The organism is Micromonospora sp. KC723 (assembly GCF_004348595.1).
GTDB lineage: Bacteria > Actinomycetota > Actinomycetes > Mycobacteriales > Micromonosporaceae > Micromonospora.
In genome coordinates, this window is the sequence record NZ_SMKD01000005.1 from 24,231 (window position 1) to 40,655 (window position 16,425).

The following is a 16,425-nucleotide window of genomic DNA, read 5'->3' on the forward strand; positions in this document are numbered from 1 at the left end:
GTCGGTCACCTCTGCCACGTTCACCTGCTGTCGAACGATCTCCAGCGGGAGGAGGACACGACCGGTGCCGGAATTCCCCCGATCGGGTGGCCGGCCGGGAAAACCGCCACAACGAGTCGTCATCCATTGACATTGATACAGCACCGACAGCAGTCTCTCCGTCACAGGCCCATCCCCATGACAGGAGGCGCGATGAGGCGCACACCGCTGGCGATCGCCGGCGTGTTCACATTGGTCGGCGCACTCACGCTGACCGCACCGGCGACCGCCCGGCCCTCGTCCGACCCGGGCGGCCGTGACAGCCTGGAGGTCTACGTCGGCACGCTCGACGCGGGACAGTTGGCGAAGCTGCGGGCGTCCGGCGTGGACCTCGGCCACGACCACCAGGGCACGGACGCCTCCGGCGCCGCCCGGGTGGAGACGGTGCTGAGCCGGCGGGAGGCCGCCCGGCTCGCCGGGCAGGGCGTCCGGCTGGAGGTGAAGAAGGTCCGCGGCAAGCCGGCCTCCCAGGCGCTGCGTGAGCAGGCGGCGGCGGGCTGGTCGGCGTTCCGGTCGTACAGCGAGCCGGGCGGCCTGCGCGACGAGATCACCGCCACCGTGGCCCGGTACCCGAAGCTGGCCAAGCTGGAGACGATCGGCCGCAGCGTGCAGGGCAAGCCGATCCTGGCGGTGAAGGTCACCAAGAACGCGCGGACGCTGCCGGACGGCAAGCGGCCGGCGGTGCTCTACGGCAGCGCCCAGCACGCCCGGGAGTGGATCACCCCGGAGATGACCCGACGGCTGCTGCACCACGTGCTGGACAGCTACGGCACGGATCCGGAGATCACGCGGCTGGTGGACCGCACCGAGCTGTGGTTCCTGCCGGTGGCCAACCCGGACGGCTACGACCACACCTTCACCCCGGGCAACCGGCTGTGGCGCAAGAACCTGCGCGACAACGACGGGGACGGGCAGATCACCACCGCCGACGGCGTCGACCTCAACCGCAACTTCGCCTACAAGTGGGGGTACGACGACGAGGGCTCCTCACCGGAGCCGAACAGCGACACCTACCGGGGCGCCGGACCGAACTCGGAGCCGGAGACGAAGGCACTGGACCGGCTCTTCAAGCGGGTCGGCTTCGAGTTCTTCGTCAACTACCACTCGGCGGCGCAACTGCTGCTCTACGGGGTCGGCTGGCAGGCCAGCACCCCCACCCCCGACGACGTCATCTACGAGACGATGGCCGGCGACGACGCCCACCCGGCGGTGCCCGGCTACGACCCGGACCTCTCCGCCGAGCTGTACACCACCAACGGCGACACCGACTCGCACGCCACCGTGCGCTACGGCACCCTGGGCTTCACTCCGGAGATGTCCACCTGCCAGGCGGCGGCCGCGTCCGACCCGGACGACCAGTGGCGGCCGGAGGACTGCGTCAGCGGCTTCATCTTCCCGGACGACGAGAAGCTCATCTCGGCCGAGGTCGCGAAGAACCTGCCGTTCGCCCTGTCGGTGGCGAAGTCGGCGGCCGACCCGGACGACCCGGTGTCGGTGGTCGGGCGCAGCACCCCGGACTTCGTGGTGGACTCCTTCGACACCTCGTACGGGCGCAGCCAGCAGGTGGCGTCGATCACCCGGCGGGCACTGAAGAATGTCCGGATGCACTACGCGGTCAACAGCGGCCGACCGAAGACGGTCTCCGTCCGCGAGTGGCGCGGCGGTGAGCGGTACGGCGACACCCACAACGACTACTACGCCGAGCTGCGCGGCACGGTCACCGGCACCAGGCCGGGCGATCGGGTAGAGGTCTGGTTCAGCGGCGTCAAGCCGGGCAACGGCCCGGTGACCAGTGCCCGCTTCACCTACCGGGTTCACCACGATATCGGCGGCGACGTGCTGGTCCTCGCCATGGAGGACGTCACCGGCCTCAGCCCGACGCAGACCGGCGCCACCAGCGCCAAGTACGCCGACGAGATCGCCGCCTCGCTGGCCAAGGCGAAGCGCAGCAGCGACGTCTACGACTTCGACGTCATGGGCCGGAAGGCGCCGCACCACCTGGGCGTGCTGTCGCACTACCGGACGGTGGTCTGGGAGACCGGCGACGACGTCATCCCGCGCTCCCCCGGCCAGGTGGCCGGAACCGCCGCCCGGGCCGCCGCGGAGACCGAACTGGCCGTGCGGGACTACCTCAACGAGGGCGGCAAGCTCCTGGTCAGCGGCAAGTACGCGCTCTTCGCCCAGGCCGCGAACGGTTCGTACGTCTACCAGCCGAACGCGCCCGCGGAGTGCGCCGACCCCGACGACGCCAGTTGCCTGCCGCTGCTCAACGACTTCCAGCAGTACTACCTGGGGGCGTACACCTACGTCAGCGACGGTGGCACCGACCCGGCCGGCGAACCGTACCCGCTGCGTGGCGCGGACGGGCCGTTCGCCGGGTTCGCGGGCCGGCTCAACGAGGCCGGCTCGGCGCAGAACCACGACCACACGGCCTCGTTCCTGAGCACGTCGAGCTTCCTCGCGCCGAAGGACTTCCCGCAGTTCGCCAGCTCGGCGACGGTGGACTGGGCACGGCCGGGCGCGGCGCCGTTCGACCCGCGCACCGGTGACTGGTACCTCTACAGCGGCCGGTCCAACGAGTCGTACAAGCGGCTCACCCGGACCGTCGACCTGACCGGGAAGACCAGCGGCGAGCTGCGCTTCTTCACCTCGTACGACATCGAGCAGAACTGGGACTTCCTGTTCGTCGAGGCGCACGAGGTGGGCAGCGACGACTGGACGACGCTGCCCGACGCCAACGGGCACACCGGCACGGTCACCGGGGAGAGCTGCGCCTCCGGTTGGGCGCAGACGCTGCACCCGTTCCTGGCCCACTACCAGGGCGCCGACTGCTCTCCCACGGGCAGCACCGGCACCTGGAACGCGGCCACCGGAGCCTCCGGCGGCTGGCAGGAGTTCGCCGTCGACCTGTCGGCGTACGCCGGGAAGAAGGTCGAGCTGTCGATCACCTACGCCTCCGACTGGGGCACCCAGGGTCTGGGCGTCTTCCTGGACGACGCGCGGGTCTTCGCCGACGGCGCGCTGGTGTCCGAGACCTCCTTCGAGACGGCCGACCTGGGTGGCTGGACGCTCGCCGGGCCACCGGCCGGCTCGGCGCCCAGCCCCAACGACTGGAGCCGCAGCCAGCAGGCCTTCGAGGAGGGGGCGGCGGTCGTCACCGACGACACCGTCTACCTCGGTTTCGGTCTGGAAGGGCTCGCCCCGGCGGCCCGTGACGACCTGGTGGCCCGCTCCCTGGCCCACCTGAGCGCACGACCCCGCCGGTAGCGGCGTAGCCGGGCGCGCCGGCGGTGACCACACCGTCGGCGCGCCTGTCGGTCCGCCGGCCGGGCCGCCTGCGGTGTGGTGAGCTGTAGCCGTGGCGGGGTACCTGTTGGGTCTGGTGCTGCATCCCACCCGGGACGTCTCCGAGGTGGTCGGGATCATCGCGCGGTGGGCCGCCCGGCACGCCACGACCCTCGCCGTCCGCGCCGAGGACCGGCACCGGGTGCCGGCGTCGGTGGAGCCGGTGCCGGCGGAGGAGCTGGCCGACCGATCGGACATCCTGATCAGCATCGGCGGGGACGGCACCATGTTGGGCGCGCTGCGCGGTGCGGTGCGCAGCCCGAAGCCGGTGCTCGGGGTGCACCTGGGCCGGGTCGGTTTCCTGGTGGAGGTGGAACCGCCGGACCTGCCCCGGGCGCTGGAGAGGCTGGTGAACCGCGACTTCACCGTCGAGTCGCACGCCTGCCTGGCCTGCGACGTCTGCGGGGACGACGTGGTGGCGTTCAACGACGTGGCGCTGGCCCGCCAGCCCGGCTCCGGTTTCGTCACCGCCACGCTCGCCGTCGGCGGTCAGCGCTACGGCTACTACCGGTGCGACGCGCTGGTGGTGAGCACGCCCGCCGGCTCGACGGCGTACAGCTACGCGGCGGGTGGACCGGTGGTCTCGCCGGCCACCCGGGCGGTGGTGGTGACACCGTCCGCGCCGATGGCCGGGATCTCCCGCTCGGTGGTGCTCGCCCCGGAGGAGGACGTCCGGTTGGAGCTGCGGCCGGACTCGGCGCCGGTGGTGGTGGAGGCCGACGGCCTGGTGATCCGGGACGCGGCCACGCGGGGCGCGGTGCACATCCGGTACCAACCCGACGCCGGCCTGGTGGTCCGCCTCGATCCGCGCCGGCACCGGGAGCGCAACCAGCTCAAGCTGAGCCTGCTGGACCTGCCGCTGCTGCCCGACCAACTGCGTGAGCTGCTGCCGGACGGGCTGCGGGAACAGTTCCGGCACCGCGACCTGCGCCCACCCCGCTGACCGGCGGCGACGGCTCGCCGGCCGCCGCGCCGCGCGGTGCTCAGGCCCTCGCCAGCACCCCGTCGACCAGCGCCTTCGCCTCGGACTGGATCCGGCCCAGGTGCTCCGGGCCCTGGAACGACTCGGCGTAGATCTTGTAGACGTCCTCGGTGCCCGAGGGCCGGGCGGCGAACCAGCCCGACGCCGTGGTCACCTTGAGCCCGCCGATGGACGCGCCGTTGCCCGGCGCGGCGGTGAGCGTGGCGGTGATCGGCTCGCCGGCCAGTTCGGTCGCGGTGACCTGCTCCGGGGAGAGCTTGGCGAGCACCGCCTTCTGCTCCCGGCCGGCCGGGGCGTCGATCCGGGCGTACGCGGGCGCGCCGAAGCGCTCGGTCAGCTCGGTGTAGTGCTGGCTGGGGGTCCGCCCGGTGGCCGCGATGATCTCCGCGGCGAGCAGGCAGAGCAGGATGCCGTCCTTGTCGGTGGTCCAGGTGCTGCCGTCGCGGCGCAGGAAGGACGCCCCGGCGCTCTCCTCGCCGCCGAAGCCGACCGCCCCGTCGAGCAGGCCGGGCACGAACCACTTGAACCCCACCGGCACCTCCAGCAGCGGGCGCCCGAGGTCGGCCGCGATCCGGTCGATCATCGAGGAGGAGACCAGCGTCTTGCCGACGGCGGCGGCCGGGCCCCACTGCGTGCGGGTACGGAACAGGTGGCCGATCGCGACCGCCAGGTAGTGGTTGGGGTTCATCAGGCCACCGTCGGGGGTGACGATGCCGTGCCGGTCGGCGTCGGCGTCGTTGCCGGTGGAGACCTGGTACGCGGAGCGGGCGGCGATGAGCGAGGCCATCGCGTTCGGCGAGGAGCAGTCCATCCGGATCCGGCCGTCGCCGTCGAGGGTCATGAACCGCCAGGTCGGATCGACCGTCGGGTTGATCACGGTCAGGTCGAGGCGGTGCCGCTCGGCGATCTCCCCCCAGTACCCGACGCTGGCCCCGCCCATCGGGTCGGCGCCGACGCGGACCCCGGCGTGCCGGATCGTGTCGACGTCGATGGCGGCGGGCAGGTCGTCGACGTAGTGGGCGAGGAAGTCGTACCGCCCGGTGGTGTCGGCGGCGCGGGCCCGCGCGTACGGGATCCGCCGCACCTCCTTGAGCCCGGCGGCGAGGATCGCGTTGGCCCGGTCCTGGATCCAGGTCGTGACGTCGGTGTCGGCGGGGCCGCCGTGGGTGGGGTTGTACTTGAAGCCGCCGTCCTCGGGCGGGTTGTGCGACGGGGTGATCACGATCCCGTCGGCGAGGCCGCGGGTGCGCCCCCGGTTGTGGGTGAGCACGGCGTGCGACAGCGCCGGGGTCGGGGTGTAGCCGTCGCGGCTGTCCACCAGCACGGTGACCCCGTTGGCGGCCAGCACCTCCAGGGCGTCGGTGGCCGCCGGCGCCGAGAGCGCGTGGGTGTCCCGGGCGAGGAAGAGCGGCCCGTCCACCCCCCGCTGCTGCCGGTAGTCGCAGAGCGCCTGGGTGACCGCGAGGATGTGGTCGGAGTTGAACGCGCCCCTGAGCGAGGACCCGCGGTGCCCGGAGGTGCCGAAGGAGACCCGCTGCGCCGGGTCGTCCGGGTCCGGGTGCTCGGCGTAGTAGGCGGTCACCAGGCGGGGCACGTCCACCAGGTCGGCGGGCTCGGCGGGCTGTCCGGCGCGCGGGTGGGCCACTGCGGGATCCTCCTCGGGTACGGGGTGGGCTCACTGGTTCCCGGCGCGGGCCGGGTCGCGGGTGGCTCAGGGCTCGACGCGTTGCCCCTTGCCGATGACCACGATGCCATTGTCGGACACGGTGTAGCGCTGCCGGTCCTTCTCCAGGTCGACGCCGATCTCCGCGCCCTCGGGGACGAAGACGTTCTTGTCGAGGATGGCCCGGCGCACCACCGCGTGCCGGCCGATCTCCACGCCCTCCATCAGCACGGCGCCCTCGACGTGCGCCCAGGAGTGCACCTTGACCTTCGGCGAGACGATCGAGTTCTCCACCAGCGAGCCGGAGATGACCGCGCCGGGCGAGACCATCGAGGCGACCGCCCGGCCGACCCGCTCACCCCACTGGTGGACGAACTTCGCGGGCGGGAACGGCGGCTGCTCGGTGTAGATCGGCCACTCGAAGTTGTAGAGGTTGAACACCGGGTGCACGTTGATCAGATCCATGTGGGCGTCGTAGAAGGAGTCCAGCGTCCCCACGTCGCGCCAGTAGCCCCGGTCGCGGTCGGTGCTGCCCGGCACCTCGTTGTCCCTGAAGTCGTAGACGTTGGCCTCGCCGCGCTCGACCAGCATCGGGATGATGCTGCCGCCCATGTCGTGCTTGCTGGTCTTGTCTGCCGCGTCGCGTTCCACGGCCTCGCAGAGCGCCTTGGTGCTGAAGACGTAGTTGCCCATCGAGGCGTAGATCTGGTCCGGCGCGTCGGGCAGGCCGACCGCGTCGGTGGGCTTCTCGCGGAACGCCCGGATCCGCCGGCCGTCCTCGCCGACCTCGATCACCCCGAACTGGTCGGCCATCGACAGCGGCTGCCGGATGCCGGCCACGGTGACCGCGGCGCCGGAGGCGATGTGGTCGTCCACCATCTGCCGCGGATCCATCCGGTAGATGTGGTCGGCGCCGAAGACGATCACGTGATCCGGCTGCTCGTCGTTGATCAGGTTGAAGCTCTGGTAGATCGCGTCGGCGGAGCCGGCGAACCACCACGGGCCGCGGCGCTGCTGCGCCGGCACCGGGGTGACGTAGTTGCCGAGCAGGGTCGACATCCGCCAGGTCTTGGTGATGTGCCGGTCCAGCGAGTGGGACTTGTACTGGGTCAGCACGACGATCTTGAGAAAGCCGGCGTTCGCCAGGTTGGACAGGACGAAGTCGACCATGCGGTACATCCCGCCGAACGGAACAGCGGGCTTGGCCCGGTCCGTGGTGAGCGGCATCAGGCGCTTGCCCTCTCCGCCAGCCAGGACGATCGCGAGCACCTTGGCAGCCATGTCCCGACGCTATCCACCCGGCCGCGAGTTCACCACTCCTACGGGCCGACTTCTCCTTCCGTACCGGGCGTGTTTCTGCACTAAGGTGCCGGGCATGAGCGATCTCGTACCGCTGCGCGTCGACCTGCTCACCCGGGAGTACCCGCCGGAGGTGTACGGCGGGGCCGGGGTGCACGTCGAGTACCTCGCCCGGGAGTTGCGGCGGCTCGCCGAGGTACGGGTGCACTGCTTCGGCGCGCCGCGCGCGGAGCCGGGCGTCGTCGCGTACGCCGAGCCGGCCGGCCTGGCCGGCGCGAACGCCGCGCTGCGAACCATGGGCGTGGACCTGGAGATGGCGGCGGGCTGCGCCGGCACGGACGTGGTGCACAGCCACACCTGGTACGCCAACCTGGCCGGGCACACCGCGAAGCTGCTGCACGGGGTGCCGCACGTGGTGACCGCGCACAGCCTGGAGCCGCTGCGGCCGTGGAAGGCCGAACAGCTCGGCGGCGGGTATGCGCTCTCCTCCTGGTGCGAGCGGACGGCCTACGAGGCCGCCGACGCGATCATCGCGGTCAGCGGGGGAATGCGCCGGGACGTGCTGTCGGCGTACCCGCAGGTGGATCCGGACCGGGTCCGGGTGGTCTACAACGGCATCGACACCGCCCAGTACGCGCCGGACCCGGGCACCGACGTGGTGGAGCGCCTGGGTGTCGACCCGGCCCGGCCGAGCGTGGTGTACGTCGGACGGATCACCCGGCAGAAGGGTCTGCCCTACCTGCTGCGCGCCGCCCGGGAGCTGCCCGCCGACACCCAGCTGGTGCTGCTGGCCGGGGCGCCCGACACGCCCGAGATCGCCGCCGAGGTGGAGGAGCTGGTCGCCGAACTGCGGGCGAACCGTTCGGGCGTGGTGTGGGTGGCCGAGATGCTGCCCAAGCACGAGGTGATCCAGGTGCTCACCCACGCGACGATCTTCGTCTGCCCCTCGGTGTACGAGCCGATGGGCATCGTGAACCTGGAGGCGATGGCCTGCGAGACGGCGGTGGTGGCGACGGCGACCGGCGGCATCCCGGAGGTGGTGGCCGACGGCGAGACCGGGCTGCTGGTCCCGATCGAACAGGCCGGTGACGGCTCGGGCCGGCCGCTGGACCCACGGCGGTTCGTGGCCGACCTGGCGGCGGCCATGAACGCGGTGCTGGCCGACCCGGAACGGACCCGGAAGTTCGGTCTGGCCGGGCGTCGGCGCGCGGTCGAGCACTTCTCCTGGGACGCGGTCGCCGCGCGGACGATCGAGGTGTACCGGTCGGTGGGAGCGGCGGGTTGACCCGCGGCTACGGCTCGGGCGCGATCAGCGTCAGCGTCGGGAAGTAGGTGCGGTAGCGGCGGCCGTCGCGGGTGAGCAGGCGATAGCGGCACACCGCGGCGTGCGCGCCGATGTAGAAGTCGGCGATCGGCGAGTGTTTGGCGCCTCCCTGCGCCCGGTACCGCGCGTACGCCTTGCCGGCCAGGAAGCCCGCGGGAGACGGCAGTTCCTCGCGGAGGAAGTCCGTCGCGGGTAGGGCCTCGTCGAGTTCCTCGACGCGCGCGAACCGTACGGACACCTCGGCGTACACGATCGGGTTGATCACCAGGACGCCGCTGTCCCGGGCGGCGGCCAGCGCCTCGCCCGACCAGTCGGCCCACCGTGGATCCTCGGTGAGGATGTCCAGCAGGACGTTGGTGTCGACCAGGGTGGTGACGGTGTCGGTCGCCCGGCGGGCGACGGCCCGGATGCGCTCAGTCGCCACGGAGCAGGTCCATCAGCTCGTCGGTCGACATGCTCTCCACCTCTCGGGCGCTGCCCCGTCCGCGCATGTGCCTGACGAGGCGCCGCCCACGGGTCTCGGCCTCCGCGACCCGCACGATCCGCAGGGTGCCGCCTTCCTCGATCACATCCACCTCGTCGCCCTCGTGCAGGTTGTGCCGGGCACGCAGTTCGGCCGGGATGGTCACCTGTCCCTTGCTGTTCAACCTCATCGCAACCCCCCTGATACGTAATACACATGATACGTGTCTCTGACCACCGCCGCCGCCGAGCCAGCGGCAACGACCAGCAACGCCGCCCGGAAAGAAGAGCCCCCGACCCGAGCGCGAAGCGATCTCGCGCAGTAGGTTGAGCGGGTGAGCGGACGGTTCCCCATCGAAGACGTCTCCCCTGCCGTCGCCTGCGGCCGCTACCCGGCCAAGGCGGTCGTCGGCGAGGTGGTGCCGGTGTCGGCCCGCGCCTACCGCGAGGGCCACGACGCGCTCGGCTGCAACGTGGTCTGGCGGGGCCCGGACGGCACGGCCCGCCCCTTCACCCGGATGCGTCCGGGTGAACCCGGGCAGGACCGCTGGCACGCCACCATCCGCCCGGACGCCGTCGGCGAGTGGACCTTCGTCGTGGAGGCATTCCAGGATCCGTACCTGACCTGGCAGAACGCGGTGACGAAGAAGATCGCCGCCGGGCAGGGCGTCGAGGACCTCGCCAACGACCTGGCCGAGGGCGTACGGGTGCTGGAGGCCGCGCGGCAGCTGGTCCCGGCGGCCGACGGCGAGCGGGTACGGGCCGCTGCGGCGGCGCTGGGCGACACCGGGCGGGAGTTGCCCCGGCGGGTGGCCCCGGCGCTGGAGCTGGCCGACCTGCTCTGGGAGCACCCGCTGCGGGAGCTGGTCACCACCGGCGAGGAGCGCCGGCTCTGGGTGGATCGGCCCCGGGCGCTCTTCTCCGCCTGGTACGAGTTCTTCCCCCGCTCCGAGGGGGCGATCCCGGCGACCGTCGACGCCCCGGCGCGGTCCGGCACCTTCGTCACCGCGATGGACCGGCTGCCCGGGGTCGCGGCGATGGGCTTCGACGTGCTCTACCTGCCGCCGATCCACCCGATCGGGCGGGTCAACCGCAAGGGCCGGAACAACTCGCTCACCGCAGGCCCGGACGACGTGGGCTCGCCGTGGGCCATCGGCGCGGCCGAGGGCGGGCACGACGCCATCCACCCCGACCTGGGTGAGCCGGAGGACTTCCGCGACTTCGTCGCCGCCGCCGCCGACGTCGGCCTGGAGGTGGCGATGGACCTGGCGTTGCAGTGCGCGCCGGACCATCCCTGGGTGACTTCGCACCCGGAGTGGTTCACCACCCGGGCCGACGGCAGCATCGCGTACGCGGAGAACCCGCCGAAGAAGTACCAGGACATCTACCCGCTGAACTTCGACAACGACCCCGAGGGCATCCGGGCGGAGATCCTGCGGGTGGTGCTGCACTGGGTGGGCGAGGGCATCCGGATCTTCCGGGTGGACAACCCGCACACCAAGCCGTTCGACTTCTGGCACTGGCTGATCTGGGAGGTCAAGAAGGTCGACCCGGACGTGCTGTTCCTGGCCGAGGCGTTCACCCGGCCGGCCATCATGCACGGGCTCGGCAAGATCGGCTTCACCCAGTCGTACACGTACTTCACCTGGCGGACGACGGCGGCCGAGATGCGGGCGTACTGCGAGGAGCTGGTCGCCGCCGCCGACTACATGCGGCCCAACTTCTGGCCCAACACCCCGGACATCCTGCACGAGTCGTTGCAGCACGGCGGGCCGCCGATGTTCAAGATCCGGGCGGTGCTCGCCGCGCTGCTCTCCCCCTCCTGGGGCATGTACGCCGGCTACGAGCTGTTCGAACACGTCGCCCGTCCCGGCGCCGAGGAGTACCTCGACAACGAGAAGTACGAGCTGCGGCCCCGGGACTGGGCCGGCGCGCAGGCCCAGGGTCGTTCCCTGGCCCCGTTCGTCGCCACCCTCAACCGGGTGCGCCGGGACAACCCGGCCCTGCACCGGCTGCGCAACCTGGTCTTCCACGACATCGACAACCCGGCGCTGCTGTGCTGGTCCAAGCACGACCCGGACACCGGCAACACGGTCCTGGTGGTCTGCTCGTTCGAGTCCCGCTCCGTGCAGTGGGGCAACACCACGCTGGACATGCCGGCGCTCGGCCTCGACTGGCACGACCGGTTCACCGTGCGCGACGAGCTGACCGGCGCCAGCTACGAGTGGGGCCAACGCAACGCGGTCCGGCTCGACCCGTACCTGCAACCCGCGCACGTGTTCGTCGTGCGTCGGCCCACGACGGCGGCCCCACCGGCGTCGGCCGGCCACGTCCCGGCCGCCCTCACCGTCACCGACGTGCCGGCCGGCCTGTCCGGTGGCACCGCCCCGACCGCACCCGCCCCGAAGGACGACAACCGATGGACCAGCTGATCGCCGGTGCGACGCACGACCCGCACGCCCTGCTCGGCGCGCACCCCGCCGGCGGGCGGACGACGATCCGCGCGATGCGCCGGGGGGCCGGCGACGTCGCGGTGATCGTCGACGGGCAACGGCACCCGATGAAGCGGGTACACGACGTCGGCGTCTTCGAGGCGGTGCTGCCGGGCGAGGTGCTCGACTACCGGGTGGAGACCGACGGGCGGGTCACCGACGACCCCTACCGTTACCCGCCCACCCTCGGCGACCTGGACCTGCACCTGATCGGCGAGGGGCGGCACGAACGGCTCTGGGAGGCGCTCGGCGCCCGGGTCCTCGACGGGGGCGTGGCCTTCACGGTGTGGGCGCCCAACGCGCGCGGGGTGCGGGTGGTCGGCGACTTCACCGGGTGGGGCCCGGACGACGGCTGGCCGATGCGCTCCCTGGGCGCCAGCGGGGTCTGGGAGATCTTCGTGCCGGAGGCGCCGGTCGGGGCCCGGTACAAGTACCGGATCCTCGGCGCGGACGGGCACTGGCGGGACAAGGCCGACCCGCTCGCGGCGTACGCGGAGGTGCCGCCGGCGACCGCGTCGGTGGTACACCGGTCGACGTACGAGTGGGGCGACGCCGGCTGGCTGGCGCGGCGGGCGACCCGGCAGCCGCACCAGGAGCCGATGAGCGTCTACGAGGTGCACCTCGGCTCGTGGCGGCCCGGCCTGGGTTACCGGGAGCTGGCCGAGCAGCTCACCGCGTACGTCACCGAGATGGGCTTCACCCACGTGGAGTTCCTGCCGGTGATGGAACACCCCTTCGGCGGCTCGTGGGGCTACCAGGTCACCGGCTACTACGCCCCCACCTCCCGGTTCGGCGACCCGGACGACTTCCGCCACCTCGTCGACACCCTGCACCGCGCCGGCGTCGGGGTGATCCTCGACTGGGTGCCGGCGCACTTCCCCAAGGACGAGTGGGCCCTCGCGCGCTTCGACGGCACGGCGCTCTACGAGCACCCCGACCCACGCCGCGGCGAGCACCCCGACTGGGGCACGTACGTGTTCGACTTCGGCCGCCGCGAGGTGCGCAACTTCCTCGTCGCCAACGCGCTCTACTGGTGCGAGCAGTTCCACGTCGACGGGCTGCGGGTGGACGCCGTCGCCTCGATGCTCTACCTGGACTACTCCCGCGGCGAGGGGCAGTGGCTGCCGAACGTGCACGGCGGGCGGGAGAACCTGGAGGCGATCGCCTTCATGCAGGAGGTCAACGCCACCGTCTACAAGCACCACGCCGGCGTGGTCATGATCGCCGAGGAGTCCACGGCCTGGCCCGGGGTGACCCGATCCACCGCCGACGGCGGACTCGGCTTCGGGTTCAAGTGGAACATGGGCTGGATGCACGACACCCTGCTCTACACCTCGAAGGACCCGATCTACCGGCAGCACCACCACCACCAGCTGACCTTCTCCCTGGCGTACGCCTTCAGCGAGAACTACGTGCTGCCGATCAGTCACGACGAGGTGGTGCACGGCAAGGGGTCGCTGAGCGCGAAGATGCCCGGGGACACCTGGCAACGGCTGGCCAACGTACGGGCGCTGCTGGCGTACATGTGGGCGCACCCGGGCAAGCAGCTGCTCTTCATGGGCTGCGAGCTCGCCGACGACCAGGAGTGGAGCGAGGAACGCGGCCTCGACTGGTACCTGCTGCACGACCCGGCACGCGCCGGTGTGCGGCGGCTCGTCACCGACCTGAACGCCGCGTACCGGGCCACTCCCGCGCTCTGGGCGCAGGACACCGAGCCGGCCGGGTTCCGCTGGATCGCCGGCGACGACGTCGCCAACAACTCCGTCTCGTTCGTCCGGATCGCCCCGGACGGCGCCACCCTGGTGTGCGTGGCCAACTTCTCCGCCCGGCCGCTGGAGGACTACCGGGTCGGGCTGCCGGCGGCCGGCACCTGGACCGAGGTCATCAACACCGACGCGCACCACTACGGCGGGTCGGGGGTGGGCAACCTCGGCGCGGTGCACGCGCAGGACGTCCCGTGGCACGGGATGCCCGCCTCGGTGGCGTTGCGGGTGCCGCCGCTGGGCGTGCTCTGGCTGCGCCGCGACTGAACCGGGCCCCCGGGGCCGCTCAGACCAGACCCGCGTCCCGCAGCAGCTTCCACAACCCGGCGCCGTCCGGAGCGGAGAGCCACTTCTGCCCCACCGGCCCCGTCGAGGAGTGACCCGCCGGGGCGGGCAGACTGCCGGCGAGCACCGACTGGGTGGGCGAGAGCCGCCGGATCGCCACCCCGGCCACGTTGTCCGGATGGGCGGCGGCGAACTCCCGGTAGATCTCCTGGTCGTGCTGCCCGTCGTCGCCGATGAGCAGCCAGCGCACCTCCGGGAACTCCCGGGCCAGGCGCGCCAGCGTCGCCCGCTTGTGCTCCCGGCCGCTGCGGAACCACCGGTCGGCGGTCGGGCCCCAGTCGGTGAGCAGCAGCGGGCCGGCCGGGTAGAGGTGCCGGGACAGGAACCGGGTGAGGGTCGGGGCGACGTTCCACGCGCCGGTGGAGAGATAGAGGACCGGCGCCCCGGGATGGGCGGTGACCAGCCGCTCGTACAACACGGCCATGCCGGGCACCGCGGCCCGCGCGTGCTCGTCGAGCACGAAGGTGTTCCAGGCCGCCAGCAGGGGGCGGGGCAGCGCGGTCACCATGACCGTGTCGTCGATGTCGGAGAGGATGCCGAACCGCACGTCCGGGTGGAGGACCCGGATCAGGGCCTCCGCCGGCTCGGCGTCGGCCACGCTGAGGCGTACCGAGGACCAGCCGGGGGTGAAGTCTCCCTCGATGACCGTGTCGACGAAGCCGCTCCGGTCGGCCTGCGCCTCGTGGACGGCCCCACCCGCCTCGATCCGTACCATGACGTGCTTGGCGGGCAGGGTGGTGAAGCTGCGCCAGCCGCGCACCTTCTCCAGCCGGCCACGCTGGCGGGTGTCCGGGCGGCCGAGCAGCACCCGACACAGCACCCGCGCCCAGCCGGGCGCGCCGTAGCCGGCGTACGCCACGATGTTGATCCGCCACCCGGTGCGGCGGAGCCGGCGCTCCACCAGCTGGTGCACGGCATCCTCGATCCGCGCTGCCCGGTGCAGGTTCGGTACGGCCAGCTGGCCTGCGGGAGTGGGTGGCACAGAGCAACCCTGCCACACCCCGCCCCAACCGGCCACGGGAGGAGTCGGCCGATCCGCCCCGCCCTCCGGCGTTGCGTGAAACACTCCGGACGGGACGACGACGGGGGCGTTGGTCGTGTCGACACCAGGACTGCGGGACCGTGCCCGGCTGGACCGGCCGGCACGGGTCGCGCTGCTGCTCGGCGTGGTCGCGGTGGGCTACCGCCTGGTGTTGACCCTGCTCACCATCCCCGCCGCGAACAGCGACGAGGCCACCTTCGGGTTGGCCGCGCTGCACATCGCGGCCGGCCGGGAACGGCCGGTCTTCCTGTACGGGCAGCACTACATGGGTACGGTCGAGGCGTACCTGGCCGCGCCGCTGGTGGCGCTGGTCGGGCCGAGCTGGCCGGTGCTGCGGCTGCCGCTGGTGGCGCTGTACGCCCTGTTCCTCTGGCTGGCCCACCGGCTGACCCGGCGCCTCTACTCACCCTGGTTCGCCACGTTCGTGGTGGGGTTGCTCGCGCTCGGCACGGAACGGGTGGTGCGCGACCAGCTCACCATGGTCGGTGGCCGGCCCGAGGTGAAGCCGGCGGTGCTGGCGATGCTGCTGATCGCACTCGGGCTGGCCGGACACCGGGTCGCCCACCGTCGCGCGGCGATGGGCCTGGCCGGGCTGCTCGCCGGTTCCGCGTTGTGGTCGGACTGGCTGGTCGTGCCGTACCTGGTGGTCGCCGGGCTGTTGCTGCTCTACGCGACCCGCCGGGAACTGCTCGGCTGGTCCGGCGCGCTGCTGGTCGCCGGTTTCGTGCTCGGGGCGGCGCCGATGGGGTGGGACAACCTGCGCGCCCCACCGGGGCAGGACTCGCTGTCCGTGCTGCGGCAACTCGGCGCCGGCGGCCCGACGCCGCCGTGGGCGCAGCGGGTGACCGGTGGGCTGCTGGAAGGGGTGCCGCTGGCCGGCGGCCTCTGTCCGGTGACCGGTTGTGCCCGCTGGCAGGAGTGGTTCGGCCTGCTCTACCCGCTGTTGCTGGTGGCCGCGGCGCTGCTCGCGCTGCGCGCGTACCGCCGGAGCGCCGGGCGGCCCACCGCCGTCCGGGTCGGGCCGGTCGCACAACTCGCGCTGGTCGCCGGCGCGGCGTTGACCCTGCTGGCGTACGTGCGCGGTTCGCTGGCCGCGACCGAACCGGTGACCAGCGCCCGCTACCTGTCGGTGCTGCAGATCTCGCTGCCGGCGGCGCTCTGGCCGCTCTGGGCGGCGGCCGTCACGTGCCGACGGGGCACGGTCGGGGTGGCCGGACGGCTCGCCGGGGCGAGCGCCACGGCGGCGCTGGCCGCACTGACCGCCACCGCCCTGGTCGCCACCGGGCTCTTCCTCGCCGCGCTCGACACGCCGCGAACCGAGCAACGCCGCAGCGTCGAGCTGGCCGCGGCGGTGCGCGCCACCGGGCTGCGCGAGGTGTACGGCGACTACTGGACCTGCAACCGGCTCACCTTCGACACCGCCGAGCGGGTGGTCTGCGCGGTGCTCGACGGCGACCTCACCCCGGGACAGAACCGGTACCGGCCGTACTGGCGGCGGGTGGGTCGGGCCGAGCGCCCCGGGTACGTGCTGCCGGTGGACTCCCCGGCGGAACGCCGGCTGCGCCGGCTGCTCGGCGACCACGCGGACGCCGCCCGCCTGGTGGAGGTGGCCGGGTATCGCGTGTACCACCCGCCGGCCGCCGTACGGCCGTGGCGCTGAACCCGGCCC

11 protein-coding genes are annotated in these 16,425 nt (G+C 72.5%); 6 read left to right on the plus strand and 5 right to left on the minus strand.

All coding sequences use genetic code 11. From position 1 onward, the window contains the following. Positions 1-192: 192 nt before the first annotated feature. Positions 193-3,306, plus strand: coding sequence for a M14 family metallopeptidase (locus tag E1165_RS02590; protein WP_132387280.1), 3,114 nt, complete (start codon positions 193-195; stop codon positions 3,304-3,306). Between the two features lie 91 nt (positions 3,307-3,397). Further along, positions 3,398-4,327: an NAD(+)/NADH kinase gene (locus E1165_RS02595; protein WP_132387282.1), complete on the plus strand. Its 930-nt coding sequence runs from the start codon at positions 3,398-3,400 to the stop codon at positions 4,325-4,327. A gap of 40 nt (positions 4,328-4,367) precedes the next feature. Here E1165_RS02595 and pgm read toward each other — a convergent pair whose 3' ends face one another. Both pgm and glgC read right to left on the minus strand, forming a co-directional pair. Continuing rightward, the gene (gene pgm / locus E1165_RS02600) at positions 4,368-6,011 is read right to left on the minus strand and encodes a phosphoglucomutase (alpha-D-glucose-1,6-bisphosphate-dependent) (protein WP_132387284.1); all 1,644 of its coding nucleotides are present in this window, start codon (positions 6,009-6,011) and stop codon (positions 4,368-4,370) included. Positions 6,012-6,077: 66 nt separating this feature from the next. Further along, entirely contained in the window at positions 6,078-7,310 is a 1,233-nt protein-coding gene (glgC, locus tag E1165_RS02605) for a glucose-1-phosphate adenylyltransferase (RefSeq protein ID WP_132387286.1), read from the minus strand. 94 nt (positions 7,311-7,404) lie between these two features. On the opposite strand from glgC, the gene glgA reads away from it, so the two are divergent. Next, a complete protein-coding gene (glgA, locus tag E1165_RS02610; RefSeq protein ID WP_132387288.1) occupies positions 7,405-8,613 on the plus strand; it encodes a glycogen synthase in 1,209 nt (402 codons plus the stop codon). Positions 8,614-8,620: 7 nt separating this feature from the next. Here the strand turns inward: glgA and E1165_RS02615 are convergent, their stop codons facing one another. Together E1165_RS02615 and E1165_RS02620 are read right to left on the minus strand one after the other, a co-directional pair. Beyond that, the gene (locus E1165_RS02615) at positions 8,621-9,076 is read right to left on the minus strand and encodes a type II toxin-antitoxin system VapC family toxin (protein WP_132387290.1); all 456 of its coding nucleotides are present in this window, start codon (positions 9,074-9,076) and stop codon (positions 8,621-8,623) included. Next, complete coding sequence (locus E1165_RS02620; RefSeq protein WP_132387292.1) at positions 9,066-9,305, minus strand: AbrB/MazE/SpoVT family DNA-binding domain-containing protein; 240 nt, start codon at positions 9,303-9,305, stop codon at positions 9,066-9,068. Before E1165_RS02620 ends, E1165_RS02615 begins: the two co-directional genes overlap by 11 nt. Before the next feature lie 144 nt (positions 9,306-9,449). Between E1165_RS02620 and E1165_RS02625 the strand changes: the two genes are divergently transcribed. Both E1165_RS02625 and glgB read left to right on the plus strand, forming a co-directional pair. Further along, entirely contained in the window at positions 9,450-11,546 is a 2,097-nt protein-coding gene (locus tag E1165_RS02625) for an alpha-1,4-glucan--maltose-1-phosphate maltosyltransferase (protein ID WP_132387294.1), read from the plus strand. Beyond that, on the plus strand, positions 11,534-13,636 hold the full coding sequence (gene glgB / locus E1165_RS02630; protein ID WP_132387296.1) for a 1,4-alpha-glucan branching protein GlgB: 2,103 nt from the start codon (positions 11,534-11,536) through the stop codon (positions 13,634-13,636). The genes E1165_RS02625 and glgB overlap by 13 nt, the downstream gene beginning before the upstream one ends. 19 nt (positions 13,637-13,655) lie before the next feature. On the opposite strand, the gene E1165_RS02635 is transcribed toward glgB, so the two are convergent. Then, positions 13,656-14,696: an App1 family protein gene (locus E1165_RS02635; RefSeq protein WP_132387298.1), complete on the minus strand. Its 1,041-nt coding sequence runs from the start codon at positions 14,694-14,696 to the stop codon at positions 13,656-13,658. Between the two features lie 109 nt (positions 14,697-14,805). Between E1165_RS02635 and E1165_RS02640 the strand changes: the two genes are divergently transcribed. Beyond that, positions 14,806-16,416 carry a glycosyltransferase family 39 protein gene (locus E1165_RS02640; RefSeq protein ID WP_207916499.1) on the plus strand — a complete coding sequence of 537 codons (1,611 nt, stop codon included), beginning with the start codon at positions 14,806-14,808 and terminating at the stop codon, positions 16,414-16,416. The last annotated feature ends 9 nt before the right edge of the window (positions 16,417-16,425 follow it).

Coding starts and splice junctions, on each gene's coding strand:
- E1165_RS02590 (WP_132387280.1), top strand. CDS start 193: ATGAGGCGCACACCGCTGGCGATCGCCGGCGTGTTCACATTGGTCGGC.
- glgC (WP_132387286.1), bottom strand. CDS start 7,310: ATGGCTGCCAAGGTGCTCGCGATCGTCCTGGCTGGCGGAGAGGGCAAG.
- glgA (WP_132387288.1), top strand. CDS start 7,405: ATGAGCGATCTCGTACCGCTGCGCGTCGACCTGCTCACCCGGGAGTAC.
- E1165_RS02620 (WP_132387292.1), bottom strand. CDS start 9,305: ATGAGGTTGAACAGCAAGGGACAGGTGACCATCCCGGCCGAACTGCGT.
- glgB (WP_132387296.1), top strand. CDS start 11,534: ATGGACCAGCTGATCGCCGGTGCGACGCACGACCCGCACGCCCTGCTC.